The following is a 23,085-nucleotide window of genomic DNA, read 5'->3' on the forward strand; positions in this document are numbered from 1 at the left end:
CGCTACTTCGTGCTCTCGGCCAGGTCGATCAATCGCGCTCGCACCAGTTCCGGGCGTTCGTCGACGATGAAATGGCCGCAGCCGCTGACACCTTCGAAGGTGTAGTCGTCGGCTCGTGCGGTGGCGGGGTCGGCGAGCGAGAAGTGTACGGCCGCATCGTTGATTCCGAAGAGGGCGCGGATCGGGATGGTTCCGCGCCGGCGCTCGGGGGTGCGTGCGGTGGCGGGGATTTCCTTCAGCCAGAAGGTTCGGTAGGTGTCGGTGGCGGCTCGGGCGCAGACCGGATCGCGGAAGCGGTCGGCGAAGATCTGGACCATCTCGGGGCTTACGGCATTGCGGTCGGTCATGGCGGAGCGGATCAGCCATGGCAGGAAGCCGGTTCGCTGTTGTACGGGGACACCGGCAATGGCGATCAGGGGCTGATAGGTCAGGAATCGCCACAGCTGTCGCGAGACCACGCGGGTCGGCACCCAGGGGTGCGCCATATTCATCGCGAGGTAGCCGGAGAATCGGTCCGGCTCGCGCAGCACCATGCGGTATCCGATGAAGGCGCCCCAGTCGTGGCCGCCGAGCAGCACCCGCTCCACGCCCAGCTCGTCGAGCAGTGCGAACAGATCCGAGGCCACGTCCTCCTTGGCCCAGCGGTGCGGCGCGGGGCCGGACCAGCCGTAGCCGGGCAGGTCGGGGGCGATGATGCGCAGGCCCGCAGGCGGATCCGCCAGGAGGTCGCGGTACGCGTAGTGGTGCTGCGGCCATCCGTGCAGCAGGAGCACGGGGCGTCCATCGGGGTCGCCGCTCTCGGTCACATGGAATCGGACGCCGCGCGCTTCGACGAACGACCTTCGGACTCCGGGTAGGGCAGGCGGCTCGGAAAGGACGACACCGGTGGATTCAGCCATACGGTCACGGTAGCCGGGCGTGTGGTGTGCCGGAATGCGTATATGGCGGCGATCTTGCACGTAACCTTGCAAAGAGAGTCTCCGGTCCGGCAGGCCGCTGATCCGAAAGGCCGTGCGTGGATCGACGACTAGTGCTCGAGTTGATCTCCATTCCGCTGTTCACCGGCGTTATCGGGTACATCACCAACTGGACCGGCATTCTGATGTTGTTCGAGCCCATCCGGTTTCACGGTTTCCGGCTGCCGGGGCTGCGGTGGGTATTTCCGTATCTGCCGCGCCGCATTCAGGTGCTGCCGCTGCTGTCGCACGACGGGCGGATCGGCTGGCAGGGGATTGTGCCGTCGCGGGCCGAGAAAATGGCCAGTATCGCCGTGGACAAGGGGCTGTCCAAGCTCGGGAATATGTCGGACTTCTATCGGGAGCTGGACCCGGACAGCATTGCCGATCAGCTCGTTCAGCTGACCAGGCCGCAGATTCCGGCCATGGTCGCCCGCGTGATGGAGCGGCGGAATCCGCAATTGTGGTTCAACCTGCCCGAGCCCGCGCAGGAGCTGGTGTATCGCCGTGTCGCCGACCAGCTTCCCGAAAGCGCGCACACCATCACCACGACGATCGGCGAGCATATCGAGGAGCTGATCGACCCCAAGTGGATGACGATCCGCCACCTCACCGAACATCCCCGGCTGATCAACCGCATCTTCCGGGAAATCGCCGCGTCCGAACTGCGGTTCATGAAGAACTTCGGCTTCTACTTCGGCTATCCGATGGGCTTCGTCCTCGTCGCGATCCTCCACTACTGGCCGTACTGGTGGATCCTGCCGCTGGGCGGCGTGATCATCGGCTATGTCGTGAACTGGGTCGGCATCACCATGATCTACGAACCGCTGCACCCGAAGTGGTGGGTGCCGTGGCGGCAGGGGCTGCTGCTCAAGCGCCGCAATGAGATCGCGGACGGCTATGCCGAAATCATTGCGGGCGAGGTCATGACGCCGCGCAATCTGGCCCGCGAACTGCTCACCGGACCGCGATCGGACCGCACGGCGGCCATGCTCGAATCGGTGCTAGGCGCCTCCATCGACAAGGCGGCGGGTCAGGCCAAGCCGGCGGTTCGCTTCTCGCTGGGACGCTCCGGCTACGACCAGATCAAATCCGATGCGGCCCCGGAGCTCATGAGCCTGGCCAAGGTGGCCTTCGCCGACCCCAGCTTCCTGTCCACTCAAACCGTCCGCATTCGCGACTTCGTGGCTACTCAGATGCGCACGCTCGACCGCCGCGATTTTGTCGACCTGCTGCGCTCGGCCACCCGCCAGGACGAATGGCTGCTGTTCGTGCACGGCGCAGCACTCGGTGTGGTCGGCGGGCTAATCCACCTGGCGATCTTCCCGGTGTGAACCTCGGGGCCGTGGGATCGGTCAGGGCCGCGGGGTTATCAGCTCACGGGTGAGCGCGTCCAGCGTGCGGGCCGCCGTGGGATCGAAAGCCCGTCCGGTGACATTGATTCGCCTGCCCTCGATGACCGCGGTCAGCGGATCGGCGGGCGGATTGTCGACCAGTTCGAAGATGGGCGCGGCGGCCACCGGAATCGGTTTGCCGTAGCGCCGCAGATTGGCCACCATCAGCTCGGTGGCCCGGTCGTAGTCGCCGATCTGCGCGGTGGCCGTGACGCCGGGATGGACCAGCACATAGCGGGTCTTGCCGGTGGGGTACTGCTGCACGAAGGCGACGCCGAGCAGATCGTTGAGCTTGCCGCCCTGGCCGAGCGCACCGCCACCGGTGTAGTGCTGGGTGAGCTGAATATCGTTCCAGGACACCGCGGAAAGATCGCCGCCCGGGCCCGCCACATTGACGATGACCGGCCGGGCGGCGCGCTCCAGATTCTCGTGGAGTTCATGGCCGAACAGGAAGCGGCTGAGATAGAAATGCGCGAAGGTCGCTTCGATTCCGTCCTCGGTTTCGGCGCGGTTCGAGCGAAAGAATCTGGCGCACAACACCAGTGCGTCGATGACGGGATAGCTGTCCCGAAGCTCGTCCAGGACAGCCCGGTTCTGCGCAAGCGAGCCGAGGTCGGCGGGCAGGAACACCCCGTGGCCGCCTGCCCGCTCGAGGAAAGCCTTGCCCTTCTCGGCATTTCGGCCGATCACCACGACCCGGTCACCCCGCTCGGCGTACGCCTGAGCGAGGTAGCGGCCGATCCCGTCGGTGCCGCCGGTGATCACGATCGTCCTCATCGCCGGCATGCCTCGAGTGTAGTCCTGCGCGCGAGTGCCGACTCCGCTATACGGGCACGATGGTGGCGACGATGGTTTTGATCGAATCGTCCGGAATGACGAAGGTTTCGGTGATGTCCACCGTCGCCAACCGCACCCCGAGGAGGCCGGAGTCCAGCAGATAGCGGGTCGTCACCAGATCCCCGTCCTGGGACATCCGAAGATCGTGGATGCCCTGGATCACCGAATACTGCACGCCGTGATTGAGATCCTCCGTCAATTGCGGTCCGGAGTAACCGGTTTGCAGTCCGGCCTCGACGCGCGTCGCATCGGGCGTGAATTTCACCGCGCTGGCATTGTGTGAAACCAGGGCGTCGATATAGGCGCGCGCCATCGCCTCCTTCGGGGTGATCGCGTAATCCGCCTCTGCCGCAGCGATTCCCGACCCGGCGACGAGCGCCGCCGCCACCGTTGTCGACAAAACTGCAACTCGTTTCAGTTCCATCCGCTCATCCTGGCGTAAACACCGCAACCTCGCAGCGGATCCGGCCACGCCATCATGACGAAACGGCCGAACAACGTGCGAACAGCGGATAAGGCGCGATTGCCCGGCCGCCGGGATTCATAATCTGAGCTATGCCGAAGCCGTGCCTACTCCTGCAGTTGCGGCCCGAGACGGCGGCCGCGGACGACGAGTACCAGGCCATTCTGCGCATTGCCGGACTGGACGCCGACGAGGTGGTGCGGGTGCAGATGGACCGCGGCTTCCCCGAGGTCGTCCTCGATGAATTCGCGGCGGTCATCGTGGGCGGCGGGCCGAGCAATGTCGGCAGCCCTCCGGAGCGTAAGTACGAGTACCAGCGCAGGTTCGAGCCCAAACTGCGCAAGGTGCTCAGCGAAGTGGTCGAGCGGGACTTCCCGTATCTGGGCGCCTGCTACGGATTGAGCATTCTGGCGGACGTGCTGGGCGGGCGGGTCAGCGATGAGCGGTACGGGGAGAAGACCGGCGCGCAAACCATCGAATTGACCGATCTGGCGCGCGAGGATCCGCTCATGCACGATCTGCCGCAGACCTTTCGGGCCTTTGCCGGACATAAAGAAGCCTGCCAGGGCACGCCTCCGGGAGCGGTACTGCTGGCGCGCTCGGCGAATTGCCCGGTGCAGATGATCCGGGTCGGCGAGCATGTGTACGCGACGCAGTTCCATCCCGAACTGGACGGTGACGGCCTCGCGGTGCGGATCGAAATCTACCGGCACTCAGGCTATTTCGATCCGGACGAGGCCGATGCCCTCACCGAACTCGGTCATCGGGAATCGGTGCCGGTCCCGGGCGAGATCCTGCGCAGATTCACCGCCCGCTACCTCCGCTAGCGTTTCACCACCCGGGCCGGTCGCCGTGTTTGAGGCGGTAGGTGTTCTCCACGATCGCGCGCGTGAGGGCCCGCTCGGGCGGGGTCTGGGCGCGGCGGGGTGAGTGGATGAGGATGAACTCGATACTGGACGGCCGTGGTTCGGGCAGCCCCGATACCGGGTACAGGTCCGGGGGCAGCAGGCTCTCGCTGTGCACGACGTACCCGAGTCCGGCCAGGACGGCGGCCCGAAGTCCCAACTGCCCCTTGGTGGTACACGTGATCCGGTAGTCCAGCCCCGCGTGCTCCAGGGCGGCGAGCGCGGATTCCCGCGACAGCCCGGGCGGGGGATAGGTGACGATCGGCACCGGCCGGGTGAGATCGGGGACGGCATCGGCCGGACCCGCCCAGACGAAACGGTCCTCGAACACGAGTTGCCCGTGCCGGGTGCCGGGCCGGCGTTTGACGAAGGCCAGATCGAGGCGGTCGGCGCGCAGCTCGGCGTGCACCTCATCGCTGAGCCCGATATTCAGTTCCAGATCCACCTGCGGATAGGCGCGGCGGAACTCCAGCAGAATGGACGGCAGGGCCTGGGAGACCAGATCCTCCGAGACGCCGAAGCGGATCCGGCCGCTCAATTGCTCGCCGTCGAAGAAGCGCACCGCCTCGTCGTGCGCGTCCACAATGGTGCGGGCGAAGCGCACCAGGGCCGCGCCGTCGGTGCTGAGGGTGACCGAATGGGTATCGCGGACGAACAGTTCGCGGCCGAGCGCGGATTCGAGCTTCTTCACATGCCCGCTGACCGTCGGCTGTCGCAGGCCCAGCTGGCGGGCGGCCTGGCTGAAGCTGCGGTAGTGCTCGACGGCGAGGAAGCTGCGCAGCAGTACGGGGTCGAGCATGTGCTGGTCCGCCTATCGCGATATGTGATAGCGAATATAGCTCATATCACGTTCCGCAATGCCCTGCGGCTCCGTAGCGTCGCGGTTTGTGAAGGTGCTGAGCAAGTTCCACATCGACGGATTCATTCTCGGTCTGCTGAGCATGGTGGTCCTGGGCGCGGTACTGCCCGCCTCCGGCGCGGCCGCCGACGTCCTGGGCTGGGTCACCAAGGTCGCCATCGCCCTGCTGTTCCTGCTCTACGGCACGCGGCTCTCGCCCGCCGAGGCGTGGGCCGGGCTGCGGCACTGGCGACTGCATCTGACGGTGCTCACCGTGACCTTCGTAATCTTCCCGCTGCTCGGCTTCGGACTGTGGCTACTTGGCCGTGGATTCCTGCCGTCGGACCTGCGCACCGGCGTCCTGTTCCTGTGCCTGGTGCCGTCCACCGTGCAGAGCTCCATCGCCTTCACCTCGATCGCGCGCGGCAATGTGGCCGCCGCCATGGTCAGTGCGTCGGCCTCGAATGTGCTCGGCGTCGCGCTCACCCCGCTGCTCGTCGTGCTGCTCATGACCACCAGCGGTGAGGTGCACATCGGCGCGGGCGCGATCATCGCGATCCTGACCCAGCTGCTGGTGCCGTTCCTGGTGGGGCAATTGCTGCGCCCGCTGGTCGGGCCGTGGCTCGCGCGGCATCAGCCGATCGTGAAGAACGTCGACCGCGGCTCGGTGCTGCTCGTCGTCTACACCGCCTTCAGTGCGGGCACAGTGGAGGGCATCTGGCAGGCGGTGCCGCCCTGGCGCATTGCCGAGGTCGCGGTGATCTGTGCTGTTCTGCTGGCAGCCGTGCTGACCATTACCGGTGGCCTGGGCACACTGCTGGGCTTCGCACTGGCGGACCGGATCGTGGTGACCTTCGCCGGTTCGAAGAAGAGCCTCGCCTCCGGGCTCCCGATGGCGGCGGTGCTGTTCGGCGGGCAGTCGACCGCGCTGATCGTGCTGCCGCTCATGATCTTCCATCAGATTCAGCTGATCGTCTGCGCCTTCCTCGCGCCGCGATTCGCCCGCAAGGCCGAGGTCGACACCGAATTGTCGGACTCTACTGTCGGCCAACCCATTTCGGGTGATACTCGAGAATCTCACCCGGTGGGCGCCTCCGCGGCGGGATAGTGGGGGCAGTCGAGTGAGAGTTGGTACGCGCGGTGTTGAAGCGGGTCCCGTCCGGTAGGCGTTGGCGCCTGCTGGCCGTTGTCGCAGTGGTGGTGGTTGTGGTCGGTGGTATCGCCGGTTTCCTGCGCGCGGGGCCCGGGCCCTCGCATGCCGCGGCGCAGCCGCTCGCGCTGGAAGTGACTGCGCCGCAGACGGTGCTGTCCTATCGGGCGCCGATCACGCTGCGCGGCAAGGCGACCGGCGCGAAGAGCGTGGCGGTCGGCGGCCAGTCCGTCACCCCGGGCCCCGACGGTTCGTTCGAGGTCACGCTGCCGCAACTGCCGGTCGGCGCGGCGGTGGTCGCGACGGATGCCGACGGCAAGACGACGACCCAGCCCATCACCACACGCGCCGAGGTGCCGCGGATTCGCGCGGTGCACGTGACCGCGTATGCCTGGGCCTACCAGCCCATGCGCGACGATGTGCTGAATATGGCGCGGGAGGGGCGGATCGATACCGTCCAGCTCGATATCAAGGATGAGGACGGCGTGGTCGGCTACGACTCGCAGGTGCCGCTCGCCCGTGCGTCCGGGGCGTCGGCGGGCATCTACGACGCCGGATCCGCGCTGAAGACCCTGCACGATATGGGTATTCGAGTGGTCGGCCGGATCGTGGCCTTCCGCGATCGCACCATGGCGGAATGGGCCTGGCACTCCGGGCATCCGGACTGGGTCATCCAGAACCCTTCGGGGCAGCCGTATTCCAGCGGCTACGGGTCCATCGCCTTCACCAATTTCGCCAGCCCCGACATGCGCCGGTACAACATCGATCTCGCCGCCGAGGGCGCGCGGCTGGGGTTCGACGACATCATGTACGACTACATTCGCCGCCCCGACGGACCGCTGTCGAATATGGTCTTCCCCGGCCTCACGGTGCCCCCGAGCGTCTCCATCGCCGACTTCCTGCACGAGAGCCGCGATCCGGTCCGGGCCGCGGGCGCCTTCCAGAGCGCGGCGGTTTTCGGTATCGCCGCGACGCGACCGGACGAGATCGCCCAGGACATTCCGCTCATGGCGCCCAATCTCGATTACGTCGCGCCCATGCTCTACCCCTCGCACTGGAATGCCGGTGAGTACGAGGTGGCGAATCCCAATGCGCAGCCCTACGACATCATTTTCCGCTGCCTGCAGGATTTTCAGCGCCAGGTCCAGGGCACCGGAGCCGAGATCGTGCCGTGGCTGCAGGACTTCAGCCTGGGGGTGACCTACGGCGATGCCCAGGTCCGCGCGCAGATCGCCGCGGCCGCGGCCCAGGGCATCCCGAGCTTCTTCCTGTGGAATGCCGCGGTGAGCTACCACTCCGGCGCGCTGGACCCGGCCTGATCGGCTTTCTCCGGGCGGCGGGGGATAGTAGCGGGTAGATAACCAACCGGTCGGAACCCGCAGGGAGTGATCATGAGCAGCCCCGAAAAGCAGTCAATCCTCGCCCGCGTCTCGCCCACTCAGTGGGTGGCACTGGCGCTGACCGTGCTGGCCGTCGTCTTCGTCGCCGAGAACCGCACCAAGGTCTCCATCGAATTCCTGCTGCTCACCATTAGCTCACCGATGTGGCTGGTGCTGTTGGTGCTGTTCGTGGTCGGCTGGCTCGCGGGCCTGCTCACCGCCCGCCAGCGCCGCCGGTCCCGCTGACTGTCCGATAGACCAGGTGGTTCCGGGGCGGGGCGCTCAGCCGCGGCTCATCAGTTTGGTGAGCGTAGCGGTGTCGGTGGTGCGGGAACCACCCGCGAAAGCCAGTGTGGCGTAAGAGCGTTCGGCTGCCTCGGGGTGACCGGTGCCGCAGGCGTCGGTCACCAGGACAGGGAGGTAGCCGAGGTCGGTGGCATGGCGGACGGTGGGTTCTATGCCTACCTCCAGAGCAATGCCGGCGATGGCGAAACTGTCGATTCCCAAGTCGCGCAGGGCGATATCCAGCGGGGTCGCGGTGAAGGCCGACATGGTGATCTTGTCGAAGACGATCTCGTTCGGGCCCGGGGTGAGCTCGGGCGTCAGCTGATACTGCGGTGAGCCCTGCGGGAACGCGGCATGCACCTCGTTCACGCTGTCCACGTGCTGCCACTCCATGGCGGTGCGCAGTTGGGCGACGCCCGCCGCGGCCACCGGGATCGACATGTGCCGGGTGTAGAAGATCCGGAAACCGTTCTCCCGCGCGGTATCTCGCAGTCTGCGGCAGGATTCGACAATGCGGTCGCCGTCGGGGAGCTGGCGGACGATCCCGACCTGCATGTCATAGATCAGCAGCGCCATGCGCGCCGGATCGCAGGCCTCCTCGACGGTCTGCGGAATGGTCAGGCCGTAGGCGTATTGCACGTCGGCCTCACTTGGTCCGGTCGTAGGGCTCGGCCACATCCACGGCCGGATCCATCAGCGCCTCGAGCGGCAGCGGGGCCATGACCGGGACGTAGGTCCACTCCAGGAAACCCTTTTTGGTGAGCGGGAAGTCGTCGATATACCGCTTGGCCTCATCGACGCTGTCCACCTCGAACACGATCACCACACCGGGTTCGTCGGCGCGCGCGTAGTTCTCGCGCACAATGCCGGCCTTCCAGAGTCGCCACACATTGGCGACCTCCTCGGGCAGGAACGGGGTGATGGTCTCGAGGGTGACGCCGGGCTTGAATCGGTCGAAAGTAATGACCTTCATGTGTGGTGAACTCCGTATTCGCGGATCGTGCCGCGGCCGTGCGCCGCAGTCCAGAATCCATGGAAGCCCGATGATTACAGTGTTACAAGAACGCACTTTTCGGTAAGTACCGGAGGCCAGACATGCCCGTGAAGCGCTACTACTGCCCGGTCGAGGTGACCGTCGACCTGATCGGCGGCAAATGGAAGCCGGTGATCCTGGCACACCTCAAAGAGGGTGTGCGCCGCTACGGGGAGTTGCGCCGGCTGATGCCGAGCACCAGCGAGAAGATGCTGATTCAGCAGCTGCGCGAACTGGAGGCGGCCGGGCTGGTGCGGCGCACCGCCTTCGATACCGTCCCGCCTCAGGTCGAGTACGACCTGACCGAGGAGGGCTGGAGTCTGGTGCCCGTGCTGACCGCCCTCTACGAGTGGGGCGAGAAGCGGTGTGAGCGAACCGGCATCGCGGTCGAACTGCCACGGTGACCATCTGGCCGTAGCATTCGGACCTGTCGCGCCCTCGCAGGAGAGTCAACGTGGAGTCGAAAATGCCATCCGCACCGTTGTTCACCCGCTTCGTCGCACTGGGGGACAGTCAGACCGAGGGGATCGGTGATCCCGACGGTCAGGGCGGGCACCGCGGCTGGGCGGATCGGCTGGCGGGCACCCTCGCCACCGTGAGTCCCGGTCTGCACTATGCCAATCTGGCCGTGCGCGGCCGCCGGGCGGCGCAGATCCGCGCGGAACAGCTCGGTCCCGCGCTCGCGCTGCGCCCGGACCTCGCCGCGGTGGTGGCGGGCATGAACGATGTCATCCGGCCCCGCTTCGATCAGGCCGCGGTGCTCGCCGATATCGAGGCGATGTTCGCCGCCCTCACCGGTGTCGGGGCTCGGGTCATCACCTTCACCTTCCCGGATATCGGCAGTGTCGCTCCGGTGGTGCGGCCGCTCTCGGGCCGGGTGCGGGCGTTGAACGAGCGCCTGCGCGCACTGGCCGCCCGGCACGAGGTGACGCTGGTCGATTTCGAGCCGGTTCCGGCCACCGTGCATCGGAATGCGTGGGCGGAGGATCGGCTGCATCTGAGTCCGCTCGGGCATACGCTCGTGGCCCGCGCGGTCGCCGACACCCTCGCGCTGCCCGGATCCGATGCCGAGTGGCGGCAGCCGCTGCCACCGCTCGAACGCACCCTGCCCGCCGTGCTGACCGATGAATTGCGGTGGGCCTCTCGGCATCTGGCGCCCTGGGTGGGACGCCGCCTGCGCGGTGAGTCCTCCGGTGACGGTGTGGTCCCGAAGCGACCGGATATGACTCCCGTCTGAGCTCTCGCTCAGCCGCGTACGCCAAATTTTTCACGCTGCATGTGACGGGGTAGACAGTCCGCGGACCATCTGAAAAGATCTCTTACCAATAAGGGTAGGAGGGCGGAAACATGAACGTGCGCAAAGGTGGGCGCGTCTTGGTCGTGGCTGTCATGGCGATAGCGGGAGCGTGGACCGGTTTCGGTTCGGTGGCGGCGGCGCCGGAGGTGCAGCCGGCCGATATTCGAATCGAACCGGCGCCCGCGCTCACGCTGCCACCGGAATTGGATGACTTCTATCGCCCGGCGGCGGGTGTGGTCGCGGCGGCGCAGCCCGGCGAAATTCTGCGGGTGCGGTCGATCAATCCCGCGTTCTTCGGTGTGCTGCAGCTGAATATCGATGCGTGGCAACTGCTCTACCGAACCACCAATAGTCATGGTGAGCCCATTTCCACGGTCACCACGATTCTGCGTCCGCGGGGGGAGGCGCCGCAGGGCGGGCGCAAGCTGCTGTCCTATCAGATCGCCGAGGACAGTGCGGCGCAGTATTGCGCGCCGTCCTATGTGATCCAATCCGGTGCTATTCCGGCCGATTACGTCAATGCGGCCGAAACCCTCATCCCCATTGCCGCGGGTGTCGGGCAGGGCTGGACCGTCGCACTGCCGGACTACGAGGGTCCGAATTCGGCGTACGGGGCGTCGCGGATGAACGCGCAGGCCACGCTGGACGGTATTCGTGCCGCGGAGAATTTCGAGCCCGCGCAGCTGATCGGCCCCGGCACTCCGGCCGCGCTGTGGGGATACTCGGGCGGCACCATTCCCAGCTCGTTCGTCCCGGAGATCAAGGACAGCTACGCGCCGGAGTTGAATATCGTGGGCGCGGCCTCGGGCGGCGTGGCTCCGGCCGATTTCGCAACCGTGGTGCGGCACAACAATAATGGCGTCTACGCGGGCCTCATCTCGGCCGCCTTCACCGGGATCGCGACCGAATATCCGGAGATGCAGCGCGTGCTGACCGAACGCGTCGATCTGCTCGGGCAGTTCGTGCTGGCGTCGAAGAAGGTGCTGTGCCATCCGGAGGGTGCGTCCCTGTTCCCCGGATTCAATTACCTGGGCACGTTCCAGGGCGCGGATCCACTGCAGCTGCCCGAGATTCGGCAGGCGATCGCGGACAATACGCTGGGACAGCGCACTCCGACGGTGCCGATCTACTTCTACCACGCGCAGAACGACGAGCTGATTCCCATCGGCGGCACCGATGCGATCATCGACAAGTACTGTGCCGAAGGCGCTCCCAGCGTCACCTACGTGCGTGAGTTCGCGGCCGAGCACATCTCCGGTGTACTCACCCACCTGCCCGGGGCCTTCGATTGGCTGCGGGATCGCCTCGACGGTGTCGCCGCACCGGCGGGATGTTCGATCACCAGTCCGACCACCACGGTGACGGATCCGCAGTTCGCGCAGGCGCTCTCGGAGATCCTGCCGCCGCTGGCCCAGGTCCTGGTCGGGCAGGCCATCGGGCGTACGAGCTAGGTCGTGAGCTGCCGTTTGCGCAGGGCGGAGGCGTCCCGCGCAATAGGTAGGATCAGCCGATGGCGCGACAGCGGGACGATACGAGTATTCGTCGCAATTACGGTGGACTGTCCAGCGAGGAGCGGGCGGCGCAGCGGCGGGAACGACTGCTCGAGGCGGCGCTGGAATTATTCGGCACCCAGGGTTATGCGGCGTCCCCGATCGAGCGATTGTGCACCGAAGGCGGTATTTCCACCCGCAGCTTCTACGAGGAAATGGGAAGTCGCGAAGCGCTATTGATCGCATTGGTCGATCAGATCACCTCGCGGGCGGTCCAGCGGGCACTGGAGGTGCTCGCGAATGTGCGTGATCAACCGCTGACCGTTCAGGTCGCGGAATGCGTTCGCGCCTATCTCGAGGTCACCTGTCACGACCGGCGCTCGGCGAAGGTCTGCTATGTCGAAGTGATCGGAGTCAGCTCCGCGGTGGAGGATTGGCGGCGGGAAAAGCGCCTGCTCATCTCCGGAATGCTGGCGCGGGAGGCCGAGCAGTCGGCCGCGCGCGGTGAGATAGCCGAGCGGCGGTTCGACCTGTTCGCGCTGGCGATTATCGGTGCGATCAATTCACTGGCCCAGGAGCTGGTGCAGACCACCGATCCGGGCACCGAGATCACACTCGATGAAATCTGCGATGAGATCGCATATCTCGTGAATTACGGGCTGTCCGCAAGCTGAAAACAGCTGGTCGATTTTCGACGGGCTGAACGCTGAAGATCATCTGAAAAGAAATCTTGCCCAATTGGATCGAATCTCCTACAGTCGTATTCGGTTCATCTCGTTCGAGGTGAGTGAATGATTCTCTGGACGGAGTGTTCATGCCCTCCCTCGGTAGCGCGATCCGCGCGGCGGCGGTCAATCTGCATTCGATAGGCGTGCTCCAGCGCGCAGGAGTGATCGATCTGCGCGCGCCCGCCCGGACCGTGCGCACCGCCCGGGCGGTCCGGGACTACGGCACCCTCGCCGGGCCGGTGCACAGCGCCGCCCGGCGTGAACCGGACCGGGTGGCGGTCATCGATGAGCGCGGCGCACTGACCTATCGGGACCTCGAACTCCGCGGCAATGCACTCGCGAGGGGATTCGCGGCGCGCGGCATCGGTCCGGGCAGTACGGTCGCCACCCTCGTCCGGGACAGTCGCGAACTCGTCGACACCATGCTCGCCGCCGGCAAGGTGGGCGCACGGCTGGTACTGCTCAATACCGGATTCGCCGCACCGCAGCTGGCCGATGTCGCGGCGCGGGAAGGGGTGAATGTCATTGTGCACGACCAGGAATTCACCCCGCTGGTACGGATCTTGCCGCCGGATATCCATCGGGTACTGGCGCAGCACGACGGCGGCGGGACGCTGACCGTAGATGAGCTGATCGCCGCGAACGACAGCGCGGAACTGCCGCCGCCGGCATCGCAGGGTGGGTTCGTACTGCTGACCGGCGGGACCACCGGCACGCCGAAGGGGGTGCCGCGCGAGGTGCGATCACCGCTGGCGGCCGCGGCCTTCCTGGAGCGGATTCCACTGCGGCGCAATCAGACTCTCGTGCTCGCCGCGCCGCTGTTCCACGGTACCGCGCTGAACCAATTCATCATGTCGCTGGTGCTGGGATCAACGGTGGTGCTGCGCAGCCGATTCGACGCCGAGGCGACCCTGGCGGCGGTGGCCGAGCATCGGGCGAGCGTGCTGGTGCTGGTGCCGACCATGCTGCGGCGCATTCTCGATCTCGGCCCGCGGGTCCTGACCGAGCACGATACCTCCGGTCTGCGTGTGATCTTCAGTGCCGGGTCCGCGCTGCCCGCGGCGCTCGGTGATGCGGCCACCGTCGCCTTCGGCGAGGTGCTCTACAACTTCTACGGCTCGACCGAGGTCGGCGTGGCAACCATTGCCACACCGCGGGATTGGCGGGCCGCCGCCGGAACCGTCGGCAAGCCGCCGACCATGTGCACGGTCCGGCTCTACGACGAGGAGGGCAACCTCGTCACCGAACCGGGCAGGCGCGGAACCGTGTACGTGCGCAGCATGCTCTCGTTCCGCGAATACTCCGGTGGCGGCGGCAAGAACAGCATCGGCGGCCTGCTCTCCTCCGGCGACGTCGGGCACTGGGATGCGGGCGGCCGCCTGTTCATCGACGGCCGCGATGACGACATGATCGTCTCCGGCGGTGAGAACGTCTTTCCGGGCGAGGTCGAGGAGCTGCTGTACGCCCACCCGGAGATCGCGGAGGCGGCGATCGTGGCCGTGCCCGATGCCGAATTCGGCCAGCGGCTGGCGGCATTCGTGGTCCGGCATCCGGGTGCGTCGCTGGATGCCGAGGCGGTCCGGGCGTATGTCCGGGCCAACCTGGCGCGCTTCAAGGTGCCGCGTGATGTCGAGTTCGTCTCGGAGCTACCGCGCACGAATACCGGCAAACTGCTGCGCCGTCAGCTCGAAACCCAGTGAACAAGAAGAGAACACATCAATGAAGATGCCAGGCAGGTTCTTCGCCGTCACAGTTCTGCTCATCTCTTCCGCCCTGATGCCGCTCGCCGTCGCACCCGCGACCGCCGAGCCCGACCCGGACGCCACCTTCGCAAAGGCCAACGCCCGCACCGGATTACCCGACGGCTGGAATCCCGCTCCCGAGACCTACGGCGTCGGCGAAACCAAGAATGTCGAAATTCCCATGGCCGACGGCGTGGTGCTGCGGGCCGATGTCCGATACCCGACCGATGCGTCCGGCGCCCCCGCCGTCGGACCCTTTCCGATCGTCATGACCCAGACCGCGTACGGCAAGGACAGCGCCGGTCTCATGCGGCTGCTCTCCTACGACGGCATCGGCCCGGCGCTCGACAGCGCATTGCCCAGTGTGGTGGCCGTGGCCCGGCAGATCGCCGATGCCGCCGGATACGGCGACTACTTCGTGAAGCGCGGGTACATCAGCGTCGTCACCGATATCCGGGGCACCGGATCCTCCGGCGGCCAGTGGAGCATCCTGCAACCGCAGGAGCGCGAGGATTCCAAACGCGTGGTGCAGTGGGCGGCCGGACTGCCGAACTCCACCGGGCAGATCGGACTGTGGGGGCTGTCGTATCTGGGCATGAGCGAATTGCTCACCGCCGGAGTCATGGAGCCGGGCTCGCCGGTGAAGGCGCTGTTCCCACTCATGGCCGGTAACAACGCATTCCAGGATCTGCTCGAGCACGACGGGTACTACAACATCTCCTTCCTCGCCTCCATGCTGGAGTTGCCGATCACGGCGCTGCCGCAGCTCGATCCGATTCTGGGTCTGTACCGCGAGCCGGACAAGATGATGAGCGTTTTCGTCGATCACCTGCTCTCGCACTTCCGGCCGGACGGGACCTGGCCGTCGGTGCTCAATGCGCTCGTCGACGGGGACAAGGCGTACAACAGCCCGTACTGGGAGTCGCGGGCCATCGACAATGTGCTGGATCAGGTGGCCGCCAACGATATTCCGACGTACCTGATCGGCGGGCAGTACGACCTGCTGCAGGACGGCACCCCGCGCACCTTCGCCGGACTGCAGAACGCCTTCGCCGGGCGACCGCACTCCGGGCCGATGCCGGCCGATGCGTCCTCCACCGGCCGCGTCCAAATGCTCACCGGCCCTTGGTTTCACATCCAGCCGGGTGTGCAGCGCAATACCGCGGACATCGATATGCACGCGATCCAGCTGGCCTGGTTCGATCGGTGGCTCAAGAACGATCACAACGGCATCGACGAGACCAGGACGCCGCTGCACGCGATCGACCTGAACGGCAATGTCATCGAGAGTGCGACCTATCCGGTGCGTGAAGTGCCCACGCAGAACCTGTATCTCGGCGCGGACGGGCAATTGGTGTCCGACAGGCCGCAGGACGCCGACGGTTCGGATCGGCTGAACTTCAGCCCGTTCAATACCGGCACGATCTGCAATGCGTCGTTCTCGCGCAATTTCTCCGGCGTGTACCAGTTGCTGACCAGTCTGTTCGGCGCCGACGACCCCTGTGCGAAGTTCGCGCCGCAGGGGAGTCTGCCTCCGGTACTGGTGAATCCGTCGTACACGAGTGCTGCGTTCACCGAACCCACGGTGCTGGCGGGCCCGATCGGCGCGACCCTGTACGCCGTCTCCAATAAGCCCGCCGCGGCTTTCGAAGTCACCGTGCAGGACCTCGCTCCCGACGGCAGCGCCACCGCGCTGACCGACGGCGAACTGACCGGAGACTTCCGCGCACTCGACGAGGCGCGGACCTGGCGGGCCCCGGATGGGAGCGTGCAGGGGGCGTTCCATCCGGGCACCCGTGAGTCGATGCTGCCGGTGGTCCCCGGCCAGGTGACCGAATACAACGTCAAGGTGCGCCCCGCTTTTCACGTCTTCGAGCCCGGCCACCGGTTGCAGGTGACACTCGGCACCGGCGACTTCCCCACCCACATCTTCAATCCGAAGCAGTATCCGGATCTGCTCGGCGGTGTGTACGACGTGCAGCGCAACGGCGGGGCGGCATCGTTCCTGACGGTGCCGCTGGCGGGGGTCTCGCAGAGGAAGGGCTGAGTACGGGTTCAGCTTGCTGCCGTATTCTCGGCGGAAGCTCGCCACGCCGGGGTTGTCCTCCACCCGGCGTGGCGAATACCCGTGATCGTCACAGTCGAAATAGGTGCCTTGTCGAATCGTTGGACGGATCCGGTGCGCACGACCGTTGATGAAGCGCGGGTCGGCGTGCACGCGCGCATTCAGAAGTACCTGAACTCCGATTACGGCTCGGGGCCGGTGCCGCCCTCGCTCGAGCCGGGCCACGGACTGTGGCAGTCGGTGGCCGACGAGGTGCGGTGGTCGTTCACGGGCTCGCGGCACTGGCTCGAAGGTCTGGCCGCCAATATCGTGCTGTCGCTGCTGTATCTGCTGATTTCGCCACTGGCGGGCAGCACCACGCACCGGCACGGGATGGTTATTCTGGTCGGCACCTACTTCGCCACATTCATCCTGGCCGATGTCACCACGACCAATGTGCTCGGCGTCGATGCGCATCGAGTGCGGGTGAGCACCGAGCAGGGCACACCGCTGCGCCGGATTCTGCTGATCAAGAATCTGGCGCTGCTGGCCATCGTGGGCCTGCCGACCCTGGCCCTGACCGCGATCTTCACCATTGCCGACCAGCGGCCGAAATCGCTGGCGGTGACGCTGCCGGAGGTGGCGCTGCCGATTCTGGCGTGGCTCGGCATCGGCAATATCGTCTCGGTCCTGCTGGCGGTGCCGCCGCTGACCCTGGCGCAGCGCTGGCGGGAACGGTTCTCCTGGCGCACGGCCGGCTGGATTCTGCACCTGGCCCTGCCGTACGGCCTGTACTACCTGGTGGCCCCGATCGACGGGACCCAGCGCGAGGTGCTGTTCCACCTCGGGCATCACGTGAGTCCGTGGTTGCGCGCCGATCTGCACGCCCTGGTCGGGCTCGCGGTCTGGGTGCTCGGCACCGTGATCGCGCTGTACATCGTGCGCCGCCGCGGGTTGCGGGTGTACTGATTCCGATGCCGGCGGGCGGAGCTTCGGCCGCCCGCCGCACGGAATCAATGAGAGTTAGGTGTTGCGGCCTAGCCCGGTACCGGGGTGGTGGCCGGAGTCGACGGATTGGTGCGCGTGCGGGCCGCGGCGATATGGGTGGCGGTAATGGTGTCGCCGGAGACCTGCCCCTCGATCATGACCTGATCGCCGACCGCGAACTGCTGCTGGGTCTCGGGCTTCATCTTGTTGCCGAATACCGTTGTGGGGGTGATGGTGACGGTCTCGGTGCCCCCGTCGCGTTTGGTCACCGTCCAGGTGCTCGCGTTCTCGGTGGCGATGGCGCCGGCGATGCCGTCGCCGCGATGCGCGCCCGGCGTCTTGGTCGAGCTGGAGGACGAAGACGAGGACGGAGCGGGTGCGGCGCTATTGCTGCCGGACGAGCCGCAGGCGGTCAGGGTCACCGCGCCGATGAGCGCCAGGCCGACGCCGCCGGCGATGAGGGTCTTGCGGCGACCGGTACGCGGCTGGTTGACCGGTTCGGCCGGGCTCCCCGAGGGGGTCGAATTTGTCATGAGCGCAACGCTATCCAGCGCCGGTGGGAGGTTGCTGAACGCCGACTGCCAGCTTGCTCCGCACTCACCGTGAGAACCCTGGCAGGGTGCGTCCTACAACTCGTCCGTACTGATCAGTCCGTCACGAATGGCACGGGCGACCAGCGCGGCCTTCGTCGGCGCGGACCGCCCCACCGCGGCGTACTTGGCGCGAATGCGTTCGAGATAGGTGTTGACCGTCCCGGGGGTAATGAAAAGCTGTTGGGCGACAAGGGCTTTGGATTCGGTCTGGAACCAGGCCAGCAGTACTTCGCGTTCCCGCTGCGAGAGCCTGGGGCGGTCGTCGCCGTCGGTGCTCATGGCGCGGGCCATGGTCGGGCTCAGATACGGCCGCACCTCGGCGGCGGCGTGCAGGGCCGTGATGAGGTGTTCGCGCCCTTCGGTTTTCGACAGATAGGTGACGGCGCCCAGATCGAGGCAGTCCCGGACCAGATGCGGTTCGGTGTGCTGGGAGTAGACCACGACCCGGTGGCCGCGTTCGCAGATCGCCCCCAGCGCGCCGAGATCCGGTGCGCGCTGGTCGAATTGGAGATCGAGGACGACGGCGTCCAGATCGCCGCGATCGGGTCCGGTGGCCGCCAGAAAGGCCGCGGGCTGCGGATAATCGTCGGCCACGGCGATCGGCGGCTGCGCCGCGGCGCACCAGCCCCGCACGCCGTCGCAGATCAGCGGATGGTCGTCGATAATGGCGATCCGGATCACCGGGCGGCTCCTTCGGTGTCGAAACGGTGGTGCATTCGCGCCCAGAGCAATTCACCGGTGGTGACCAGCTGGGTGTCCACCGCGGTCGCGGACATGCCGCTGAGGCGGTGCAGTGTTTCCGGAGGGCAGTCGCCCAGCGTACTGACGGTGCAGCCGGCGGCATCGGCGGTCACCACCACCCGCGCGCGGGATCGGCTGGCATCCAGCATCATTCGGGTCGCGGCCACCAGGTGACCGCGGACCTCGTCGGGCAGCTCCCGATCTGCGGTCGCGGATTCGACGGTCACCGCCACTCCGCGCCGCTCGGCATCGTCGATACCGGACCGCAGATCCGCGAGCAGCGGATGACCGACACCGTCGCCCTGGGTGAACAATCGGCGCAGCCGGGCGTATTCGGTGCGGGCGGCGGCGCGCACGGCCGGATCGTCCGGCGCCAGCGTGCCGTCCGCGAGGCCGCGCAGCAGCGGTGTCAGCTCACTGAGCAACTGCTCGTAGCGGCGGCGGCATTCCAGTTCGGTCATGCGCGCGACCGCCTCGACACTGCGATCGCGCAGCCGCTCCCGATGCAGCCCGGCCGCCGATCGCGCCACCCGATCCAGGGTTGCGGCGAACCAGGCCACAAAAATCTGCAGAAAGAAGATGGCGGCGGTGTGATAGCCCAGCACGGTGGCGGTGCTCCACCCGGGAAGTCGCGCCAGCACCAGCCCGCACACCAGCACCCACCAGATGCTCAGCGCCGACAGTGAAATCAGCGGCCGCAACCGGAAGCCGAGCGCGACCACCGCCCAGCCGGAGGCGCCGATGGACCAGTTGGCGCCGGCCAGCACATCGCCCGCGGGCAGCAGCGCGGTAAGTGTCAGCGAACCCGCGACCGCGGCGGCCATGAGCGCCAGGGTGGTGCGCTCACGTCGCCGCGGCGAAAGGGCGGCCAGCGCGCACGCGACATTCACGGTGACCAGCAGGGCGTTGATCGCGGTGGGAGGGGTCCGCGCTGCCTCGGTCAGCACCGATTGCAGCAGCGTATCGGCGACGGCGATGCCGACGATGCCGTAGCCGAAGCTCCTGCCGAGCCGGTCGACACCCGCTGAGGCGGCCGGCTCGTCGAACGAATCATCCGCGGTATCACCGGGTTCGGTGCCGGGCCAGCTGAGCCTGATTTCGGTGCCCCGCCCGACCGCGCTGGTGACCTCGGCGTCGCCGCCCGTGGCGCGCAGTCGCGCGACGATCGAATTGCGGATGCCGTAGTGCTCGTTCCCGGGCCGATGGTCGAATCCGATGCCGTCGTCGGTGATGACGATGTGCCCCGGTTCCGCTGTGATGACAACGGCTTTCGCCCGGGCGTGCCGGTCGATATTGGTGAGCGCCTCCCGCGCGGCGGCGGTGACGGTCCAGGCCACGGTGCTCCCGGTAGGCAGGGGGCCGCTACATCGGAGCGTGACCGGTGTGGCGCATTCGGCGGTCAGCTTCCGCAGCAGTTCGGCGAGATCGACGCTGGAATCATCACCGGGCGTGGGTATTCCGGCCTCCAGGACGGTGAGGTCGCGCGCCGCCTGCCGCGCGATGCGCTCCGGATCGGCGGCCGCGCCCTGGCCGACCATCAGCAGGGTGGCGGCGGCGGTGTCGTGCATGACCGCCCACTGTTCGCGTTCGTAGCTGCGGCGGGCCGCGGCGACATCACTCGCGATGCGCGAATCGGCTGCGGCGGTGACGGTCTGGTCGTGCACGGTGGCGGCATGCAGCATCAGCCGGCGCTGCCCGATCGCGAGCAGCCACTCCACCAGCAGATAGGCGACCGCCAGATCGGTGAGGAAGCCGATCGGCGTCAGGCCGGGTGTGAAACGGTTGGCGTGGTAGAGCAGCAGCAGGATCAGCGCGGTCACCGCCGCCGATACCCGCACCCGCTCCGCCATGCCGACCGAGATCACCGTTGCTGCCACAACTTTCACGTCGATGAGGTTGTCGGTGGCCACACCGGAAGCCGCGACGCTGACCGTGCCGAGCAGATAGATCGACACCACCGCGACATCGGCCGCGGTCCACCAGGGTCCGATCCGACGGCCCCACAGTCGCGTCGCGGACCACACCGCCAGCAGCACCGTCACCGCGGTGCCCGGCGGCGTGCTCGGTGCTCCGCTCGCCAGGTGCACCACCGTGAGAAGCAGACAGCAGACGTGCCGGAACCGGATGGCGAGCCACATGGCCTCCTGCGCGACGCCTGCGCGGGTCGGATCGGCGTCGCGTAACACCCGGTCAAGGTACCGGACCGTCCGGGAACCAGCATGGCACGGCCGCTCGCCCGCCGCTGTCCGTCGAACGTCCGACAGACACGCCGCACCCGATGCGGAATCGTTCATGGTGCAGGAGGGTGCCGGTCCGGCCGGCACGCACACCGCAATCGCGGCCGTTGGCGGGCGGGGAGCCAACGGCCGCAGACATCCCCGGGACGTCAACAACGTAGGTCTACACTCGTTCGAGTCGGAGATTCCGATGGGGAACGGAGGACCTTCCGCATGGCTGACCGCGATAGTTCACGATCCGCTCGCGGCGAAAGTCCGATCACCCGCGCCGTGGTGCTGGCCGCCGCGCTCGAGATCGTCGATCGCGACGGGGTCGACGGCCTGTCCATGCGCCGGTTGGCCGAGGCGGTGGGCCGGGATCCGATGGTGATCTATCGGCATGTGCCGAACAAGGCCGCGGTGCTGGACGGTGTTGCCGAAATCGTATTCGCAGAGCTGACCGTCGATGCCACCGACGCCGACTGGGCCGCTCGACTACGCGTGGTCGCCCGCGACTTCCGCCAACTGGCGCTGGCTCATCCGCGGGTGGTTCCGGTGCTGGTGACCCGGCCGCTGGCCACGCCGCTGGGATTGCGGCCCAAGGCCGTGGTGCGCCCGCTCGAAGACATTCTGGAGTTGCTCACCAATGCCGGATTCTCCGGCGCGGAGGCGCTGCACATCTACCGTGCGCTCTTCGGCTTCCTCTACGGGCATGTGCTCAATGAATTGCAGGAGGTCGTGGAGCGCCCGGAGGAGACGGACGAGGTATTGCGGCTCGGCCTCTACCGGCTGCCGATCGAGGAGTTCCCGCTGGTGCGCGAACTGGCCCCGGTGCTGGCGGCATACGACGGTGAGGCCGAGCTCGAGCGCGGTCTCGATATCCTGCTGACCGGACTCAGCGCGACGCTGTCCGGTCCGAAGCGCTGAGCCCTGCGTCAGACGTGCCCAGCCCTGCGTCAGACGTGCTGGGCCGTGGGTCAGACGTGCTGGGCCGCGCGACGGCTCCGCCTTCGGAGTCCCAGCGGTGCTGTGCCGCAACGGTTTCGGCGTCGAGTGCGGGTCGCAGCGGGTGAGCTTGCGCTGCTTGGCGATTCGCCCTGGTGATCGGGTCCTGTGCCATGATCGATGCTCCTTCCTCGGATACTGACATGGTGGTGGTGAGGCCGGCGAGCAGAATGTCGAGCCCGCGTTCGAGCTCGGTCGCGCCGTCGTAGTTCGCCAGCTCCGAGGCGAGGCCGCGCAGGAGCGGGAACTCGCCGATGGGCAAGCGCTGCAGGCCCAATCGCAACAGGTCGGTGGTCTCCTCGGGGTGTTCCACGATTTCCTGGAGTTCGGTGAGGATGTGGCCGTGCAGGAAGCCGAACAGGGCGCGGTAGATGTGCAGGGCGTCCGCACTGCTGAAATCGGCGCCGGTGAGCAGTTCGAGGATGTGTTCCACCGGTCGCAGGGTGCCCAGCGGCCGTAGCGCGAACGGGGTCGCGAGGGGGTGGGTCACCAAGAGCGGCACCGTATTCGGGTGGGCGACGGCGAGCTTGCGGAAATCTCGTGCGATCCTGCGCAATTGGTGACGCCAGTCCGGATCGGTGGTGTCGACCGTCAGCTGTTCGAGTACGAGTTCGACGACCCCGTCCAGCAGTGCCGCCTTGTTCGCGGCGTGCCGGTAGAGCACCATCGGGTCCCGGTCGAGGGCCTGGCCGAGGCGTCGCATGGAGAGGCGGTCGATGCTGTCGCGGTCGATGATCTCCAGCGCGGCCGTCAGCATGACGATCCGGGTCAGCGGTGTGATCCCGGCCTTCTCGTGATCGGGGCGATCTGCCGCGGGGTCCGGGGGACCGGGCGGTCCGGCTCTGATCCGGTTCATCGTGAGCGCCCTCCCGGTCGGAGAAAAACTTCTGCCTACGGCGTAACTCTACGCTGTAGACACGCATTGTAGATTAGGGTTACGCTGGGGTGACGCTGGCATCGCCGCCGGATTGTCGATCCGTCCGAGGCGAGCTCAGGAATTCG

22 protein-coding genes and 1 pseudogene are annotated in these 23,085 nt (G+C 66.9%); 13 read left to right on the forward strand and 10 right to left on the reverse strand.

Going from position 1 to position 23,085, the window contains the following annotated elements; translation table 11 throughout:
- Positions 1-2: 2 nt before the first annotated feature.
- A complete protein-coding gene (locus tag OG326_RS09180) occupies positions 3-899 on the reverse strand; it encodes an alpha/beta fold hydrolase (protein ID WP_327144180.1) in 897 nt (298 codons plus the stop codon).
- Between the two features lie 116 nt (positions 900-1,015).
- On the opposite strand from OG326_RS09180, the gene OG326_RS09185 reads away from it, so the two are divergent.
- Positions 1,016-2,290 (forward strand): hypothetical protein, encoded by a 1,275-nt coding sequence (locus tag OG326_RS09185; protein WP_327144181.1) that lies wholly within the window; start codon positions 1,016-1,018, stop codon positions 2,288-2,290.
- A 21-nt stretch (positions 2,291-2,311) separates the two neighbouring features.
- On the opposite strand, the gene OG326_RS09190 is transcribed toward OG326_RS09185, so the two are convergent.
- Together OG326_RS09190 and OG326_RS09195 are read right to left on the reverse strand one after the other, a co-directional pair.
- Positions 2,312-3,136, reverse strand: coding sequence for an SDR family NAD(P)-dependent oxidoreductase (locus tag OG326_RS09190; RefSeq protein ID WP_327144182.1), 825 nt, complete (start codon positions 3,134-3,136; stop codon positions 2,312-2,314).
- Positions 3,137-3,173: 37 nt separating this feature from the next.
- On the reverse strand, positions 3,174-3,611 hold the full coding sequence (locus OG326_RS09195; protein ID WP_327144183.1) for a hypothetical protein: 438 nt from the start codon (positions 3,609-3,611) through the stop codon (positions 3,174-3,176).
- Between the two features lie 131 nt (positions 3,612-3,742).
- Between OG326_RS09195 and OG326_RS09200 the strand changes: the two genes are divergently transcribed.
- Entirely contained in the window at positions 3,743-4,477 is a 735-nt protein-coding gene (locus OG326_RS09200; RefSeq protein ID WP_327144184.1) for a glutamine amidotransferase, read from the forward strand.
- A gap of 4 nt (positions 4,478-4,481) precedes the next feature.
- On the opposite strand, the gene OG326_RS09205 is transcribed toward OG326_RS09200, so the two are convergent.
- A complete protein-coding gene (locus tag OG326_RS09205; protein WP_327144185.1) occupies positions 4,482-5,354 on the reverse strand; it encodes a LysR family transcriptional regulator in 873 nt (290 codons plus the stop codon).
- Positions 5,355-5,442: 88 nt separating this feature from the next.
- Here OG326_RS09205 and OG326_RS09210 point away from each other — a divergent pair, with 88 nt between their 5' ends.
- The 3 genes from OG326_RS09210 (at position 5,443) to OG326_RS09220 (ending at position 8,168) form a co-directional block, all read left to right on the forward strand.
- Positions 5,443-6,501 carry a bile acid:sodium symporter family protein gene (locus OG326_RS09210; RefSeq protein WP_327144186.1) on the forward strand — a complete coding sequence of 353 codons (1,059 nt, stop codon included), beginning with the start codon at positions 5,443-5,445 and terminating at the stop codon, positions 6,499-6,501.
- Positions 6,502-6,533: 32 nt separating this feature from the next.
- Complete coding sequence (locus OG326_RS09215) at positions 6,534-7,862, forward strand: putative glycoside hydrolase (RefSeq protein ID WP_327144187.1); 1,329 nt, start codon at positions 6,534-6,536, stop codon at positions 7,860-7,862.
- Positions 7,863-7,934: 72 nt separating this feature from the next.
- Complete coding sequence (locus OG326_RS09220; protein ID WP_327144188.1) at positions 7,935-8,168, forward strand: hypothetical protein; 234 nt, start codon at positions 7,935-7,937, stop codon at positions 8,166-8,168.
- A gap of 36 nt (positions 8,169-8,204) precedes the next feature.
- Here the strand turns inward: OG326_RS09220 and OG326_RS09225 are convergent, their stop codons facing one another.
- Complete coding sequence (locus OG326_RS09225) at positions 8,205-8,846, reverse strand: cysteine hydrolase family protein (RefSeq protein WP_327144189.1); 642 nt, start codon at positions 8,844-8,846, stop codon at positions 8,205-8,207.
- Positions 8,847-8,853: 7 nt separating this feature from the next.
- Positions 8,854-9,180 carry a hypothetical protein gene (locus OG326_RS09230; protein WP_327144190.1) on the reverse strand — a complete coding sequence of 109 codons (327 nt, stop codon included), beginning with the start codon at positions 9,178-9,180 and terminating at the stop codon, positions 8,854-8,856.
- A 122-nt stretch (positions 9,181-9,302) separates the two neighbouring features.
- Here OG326_RS09230 and OG326_RS09235 point away from each other — a divergent pair, with 122 nt between their 5' ends.
- The 7 genes from OG326_RS09235 to OG326_RS09265 all read left to right on the forward strand — a co-directional run bounded on the left by OG326_RS09235 (position 9,303) and on the right by OG326_RS09265 (position 17,510).
- Positions 9,303-9,644, forward strand: coding sequence for a winged helix-turn-helix transcriptional regulator (locus OG326_RS09235; RefSeq protein ID WP_327144191.1), 342 nt, complete (start codon positions 9,303-9,305; stop codon positions 9,642-9,644).
- A gap of 62 nt (positions 9,645-9,706) precedes the next feature.
- Positions 9,707-10,477, forward strand: coding sequence for an SGNH/GDSL hydrolase family protein (locus OG326_RS09240; RefSeq protein ID WP_327144192.1), 771 nt, complete (start codon positions 9,707-9,709; stop codon positions 10,475-10,477).
- Positions 10,478-10,587: 110 nt separating this feature from the next.
- Positions 10,588-11,988: a lipase family protein gene (locus OG326_RS09245; RefSeq protein ID WP_327144193.1), complete on the forward strand. Its 1,401-nt coding sequence runs from the start codon at positions 10,588-10,590 to the stop codon at positions 11,986-11,988.
- Positions 11,989-12,047: 59 nt separating this feature from the next.
- Entirely contained in the window at positions 12,048-12,701 is a 654-nt protein-coding gene (locus tag OG326_RS09250) for a TetR/AcrR family transcriptional regulator (protein ID WP_327144194.1), read from the forward strand.
- A 140-nt stretch (positions 12,702-12,841) separates the two neighbouring features.
- Positions 12,842-14,455, forward strand: a complete 1,614-nt coding sequence (locus tag OG326_RS09255; protein WP_327144195.1) for an AMP-binding protein — start codon at positions 12,842-12,844, stop codon at positions 14,453-14,455.
- A gap of 19 nt (positions 14,456-14,474) precedes the next feature.
- Positions 14,475-16,544, forward strand: coding sequence for a CocE/NonD family hydrolase (locus OG326_RS09260; RefSeq protein WP_327144196.1), 2,070 nt, complete (start codon positions 14,475-14,477; stop codon positions 16,542-16,544).
- Positions 16,545-16,676: 132 nt separating this feature from the next.
- A complete protein-coding gene (locus tag OG326_RS09265; protein ID WP_327144197.1) occupies positions 16,677-17,510 on the forward strand; it encodes a hypothetical protein in 834 nt (277 codons plus the stop codon).
- A 68-nt stretch (positions 17,511-17,578) separates the two neighbouring features.
- Here the strand turns inward: OG326_RS09265 and OG326_RS09270 are convergent, their stop codons facing one another.
- From OG326_RS09270 to OG326_RS09280, 3 genes are all read right to left on the reverse strand, one after another.
- Positions 17,579-18,061, reverse strand: a complete 483-nt coding sequence (locus OG326_RS09270; protein ID WP_327144198.1) for a DUF5666 domain-containing protein — start codon at positions 18,059-18,061, stop codon at positions 17,579-17,581.
- Between the two features lie 93 nt (positions 18,062-18,154).
- On the reverse strand, positions 18,155-18,802 hold the full coding sequence (locus OG326_RS09275) for a response regulator transcription factor (RefSeq protein WP_327144199.1): 648 nt from the start codon (positions 18,800-18,802) through the stop codon (positions 18,155-18,157).
- Positions 18,799-21,048: a sensor histidine kinase gene (locus OG326_RS09280; RefSeq protein ID WP_327144200.1), complete on the reverse strand. Its 2,250-nt coding sequence runs from the start codon at positions 21,046-21,048 to the stop codon at positions 18,799-18,801. The genes OG326_RS09275 and OG326_RS09280 overlap by 4 nt, the downstream gene beginning before the upstream one ends.
- Positions 21,049-21,312: 264 nt before the next feature.
- Between OG326_RS09280 and OG326_RS09285 the strand changes: the two genes are divergently transcribed.
- Positions 21,313-22,005 carry a TetR/AcrR family transcriptional regulator C-terminal domain-containing protein gene (locus tag OG326_RS09285; RefSeq protein ID WP_327144201.1) on the forward strand — a complete coding sequence of 231 codons (693 nt, stop codon included), beginning with the start codon at positions 21,313-21,315 and terminating at the stop codon, positions 22,003-22,005.
- A 217-nt stretch (positions 22,006-22,222) separates the two neighbouring features.
- Here OG326_RS09285 and OG326_RS09290 read toward each other — a convergent pair.
- Positions 22,223-22,840 (reverse strand): annotated as a pseudogene (locus OG326_RS09290) (TetR/AcrR family transcriptional regulator C-terminal domain-containing protein); the annotation flags it as partial.
- Positions 22,841-23,085 lie beyond the last annotated feature (245 nt).

Origin of the sequence: Nocardia sp. NBC_01327, from assembly GCF_035958815.1 — a bacterium.
Taxonomy (GTDB): domain Bacteria; phylum Actinomycetota; class Actinomycetes; order Mycobacteriales; family Mycobacteriaceae; genus Nocardia.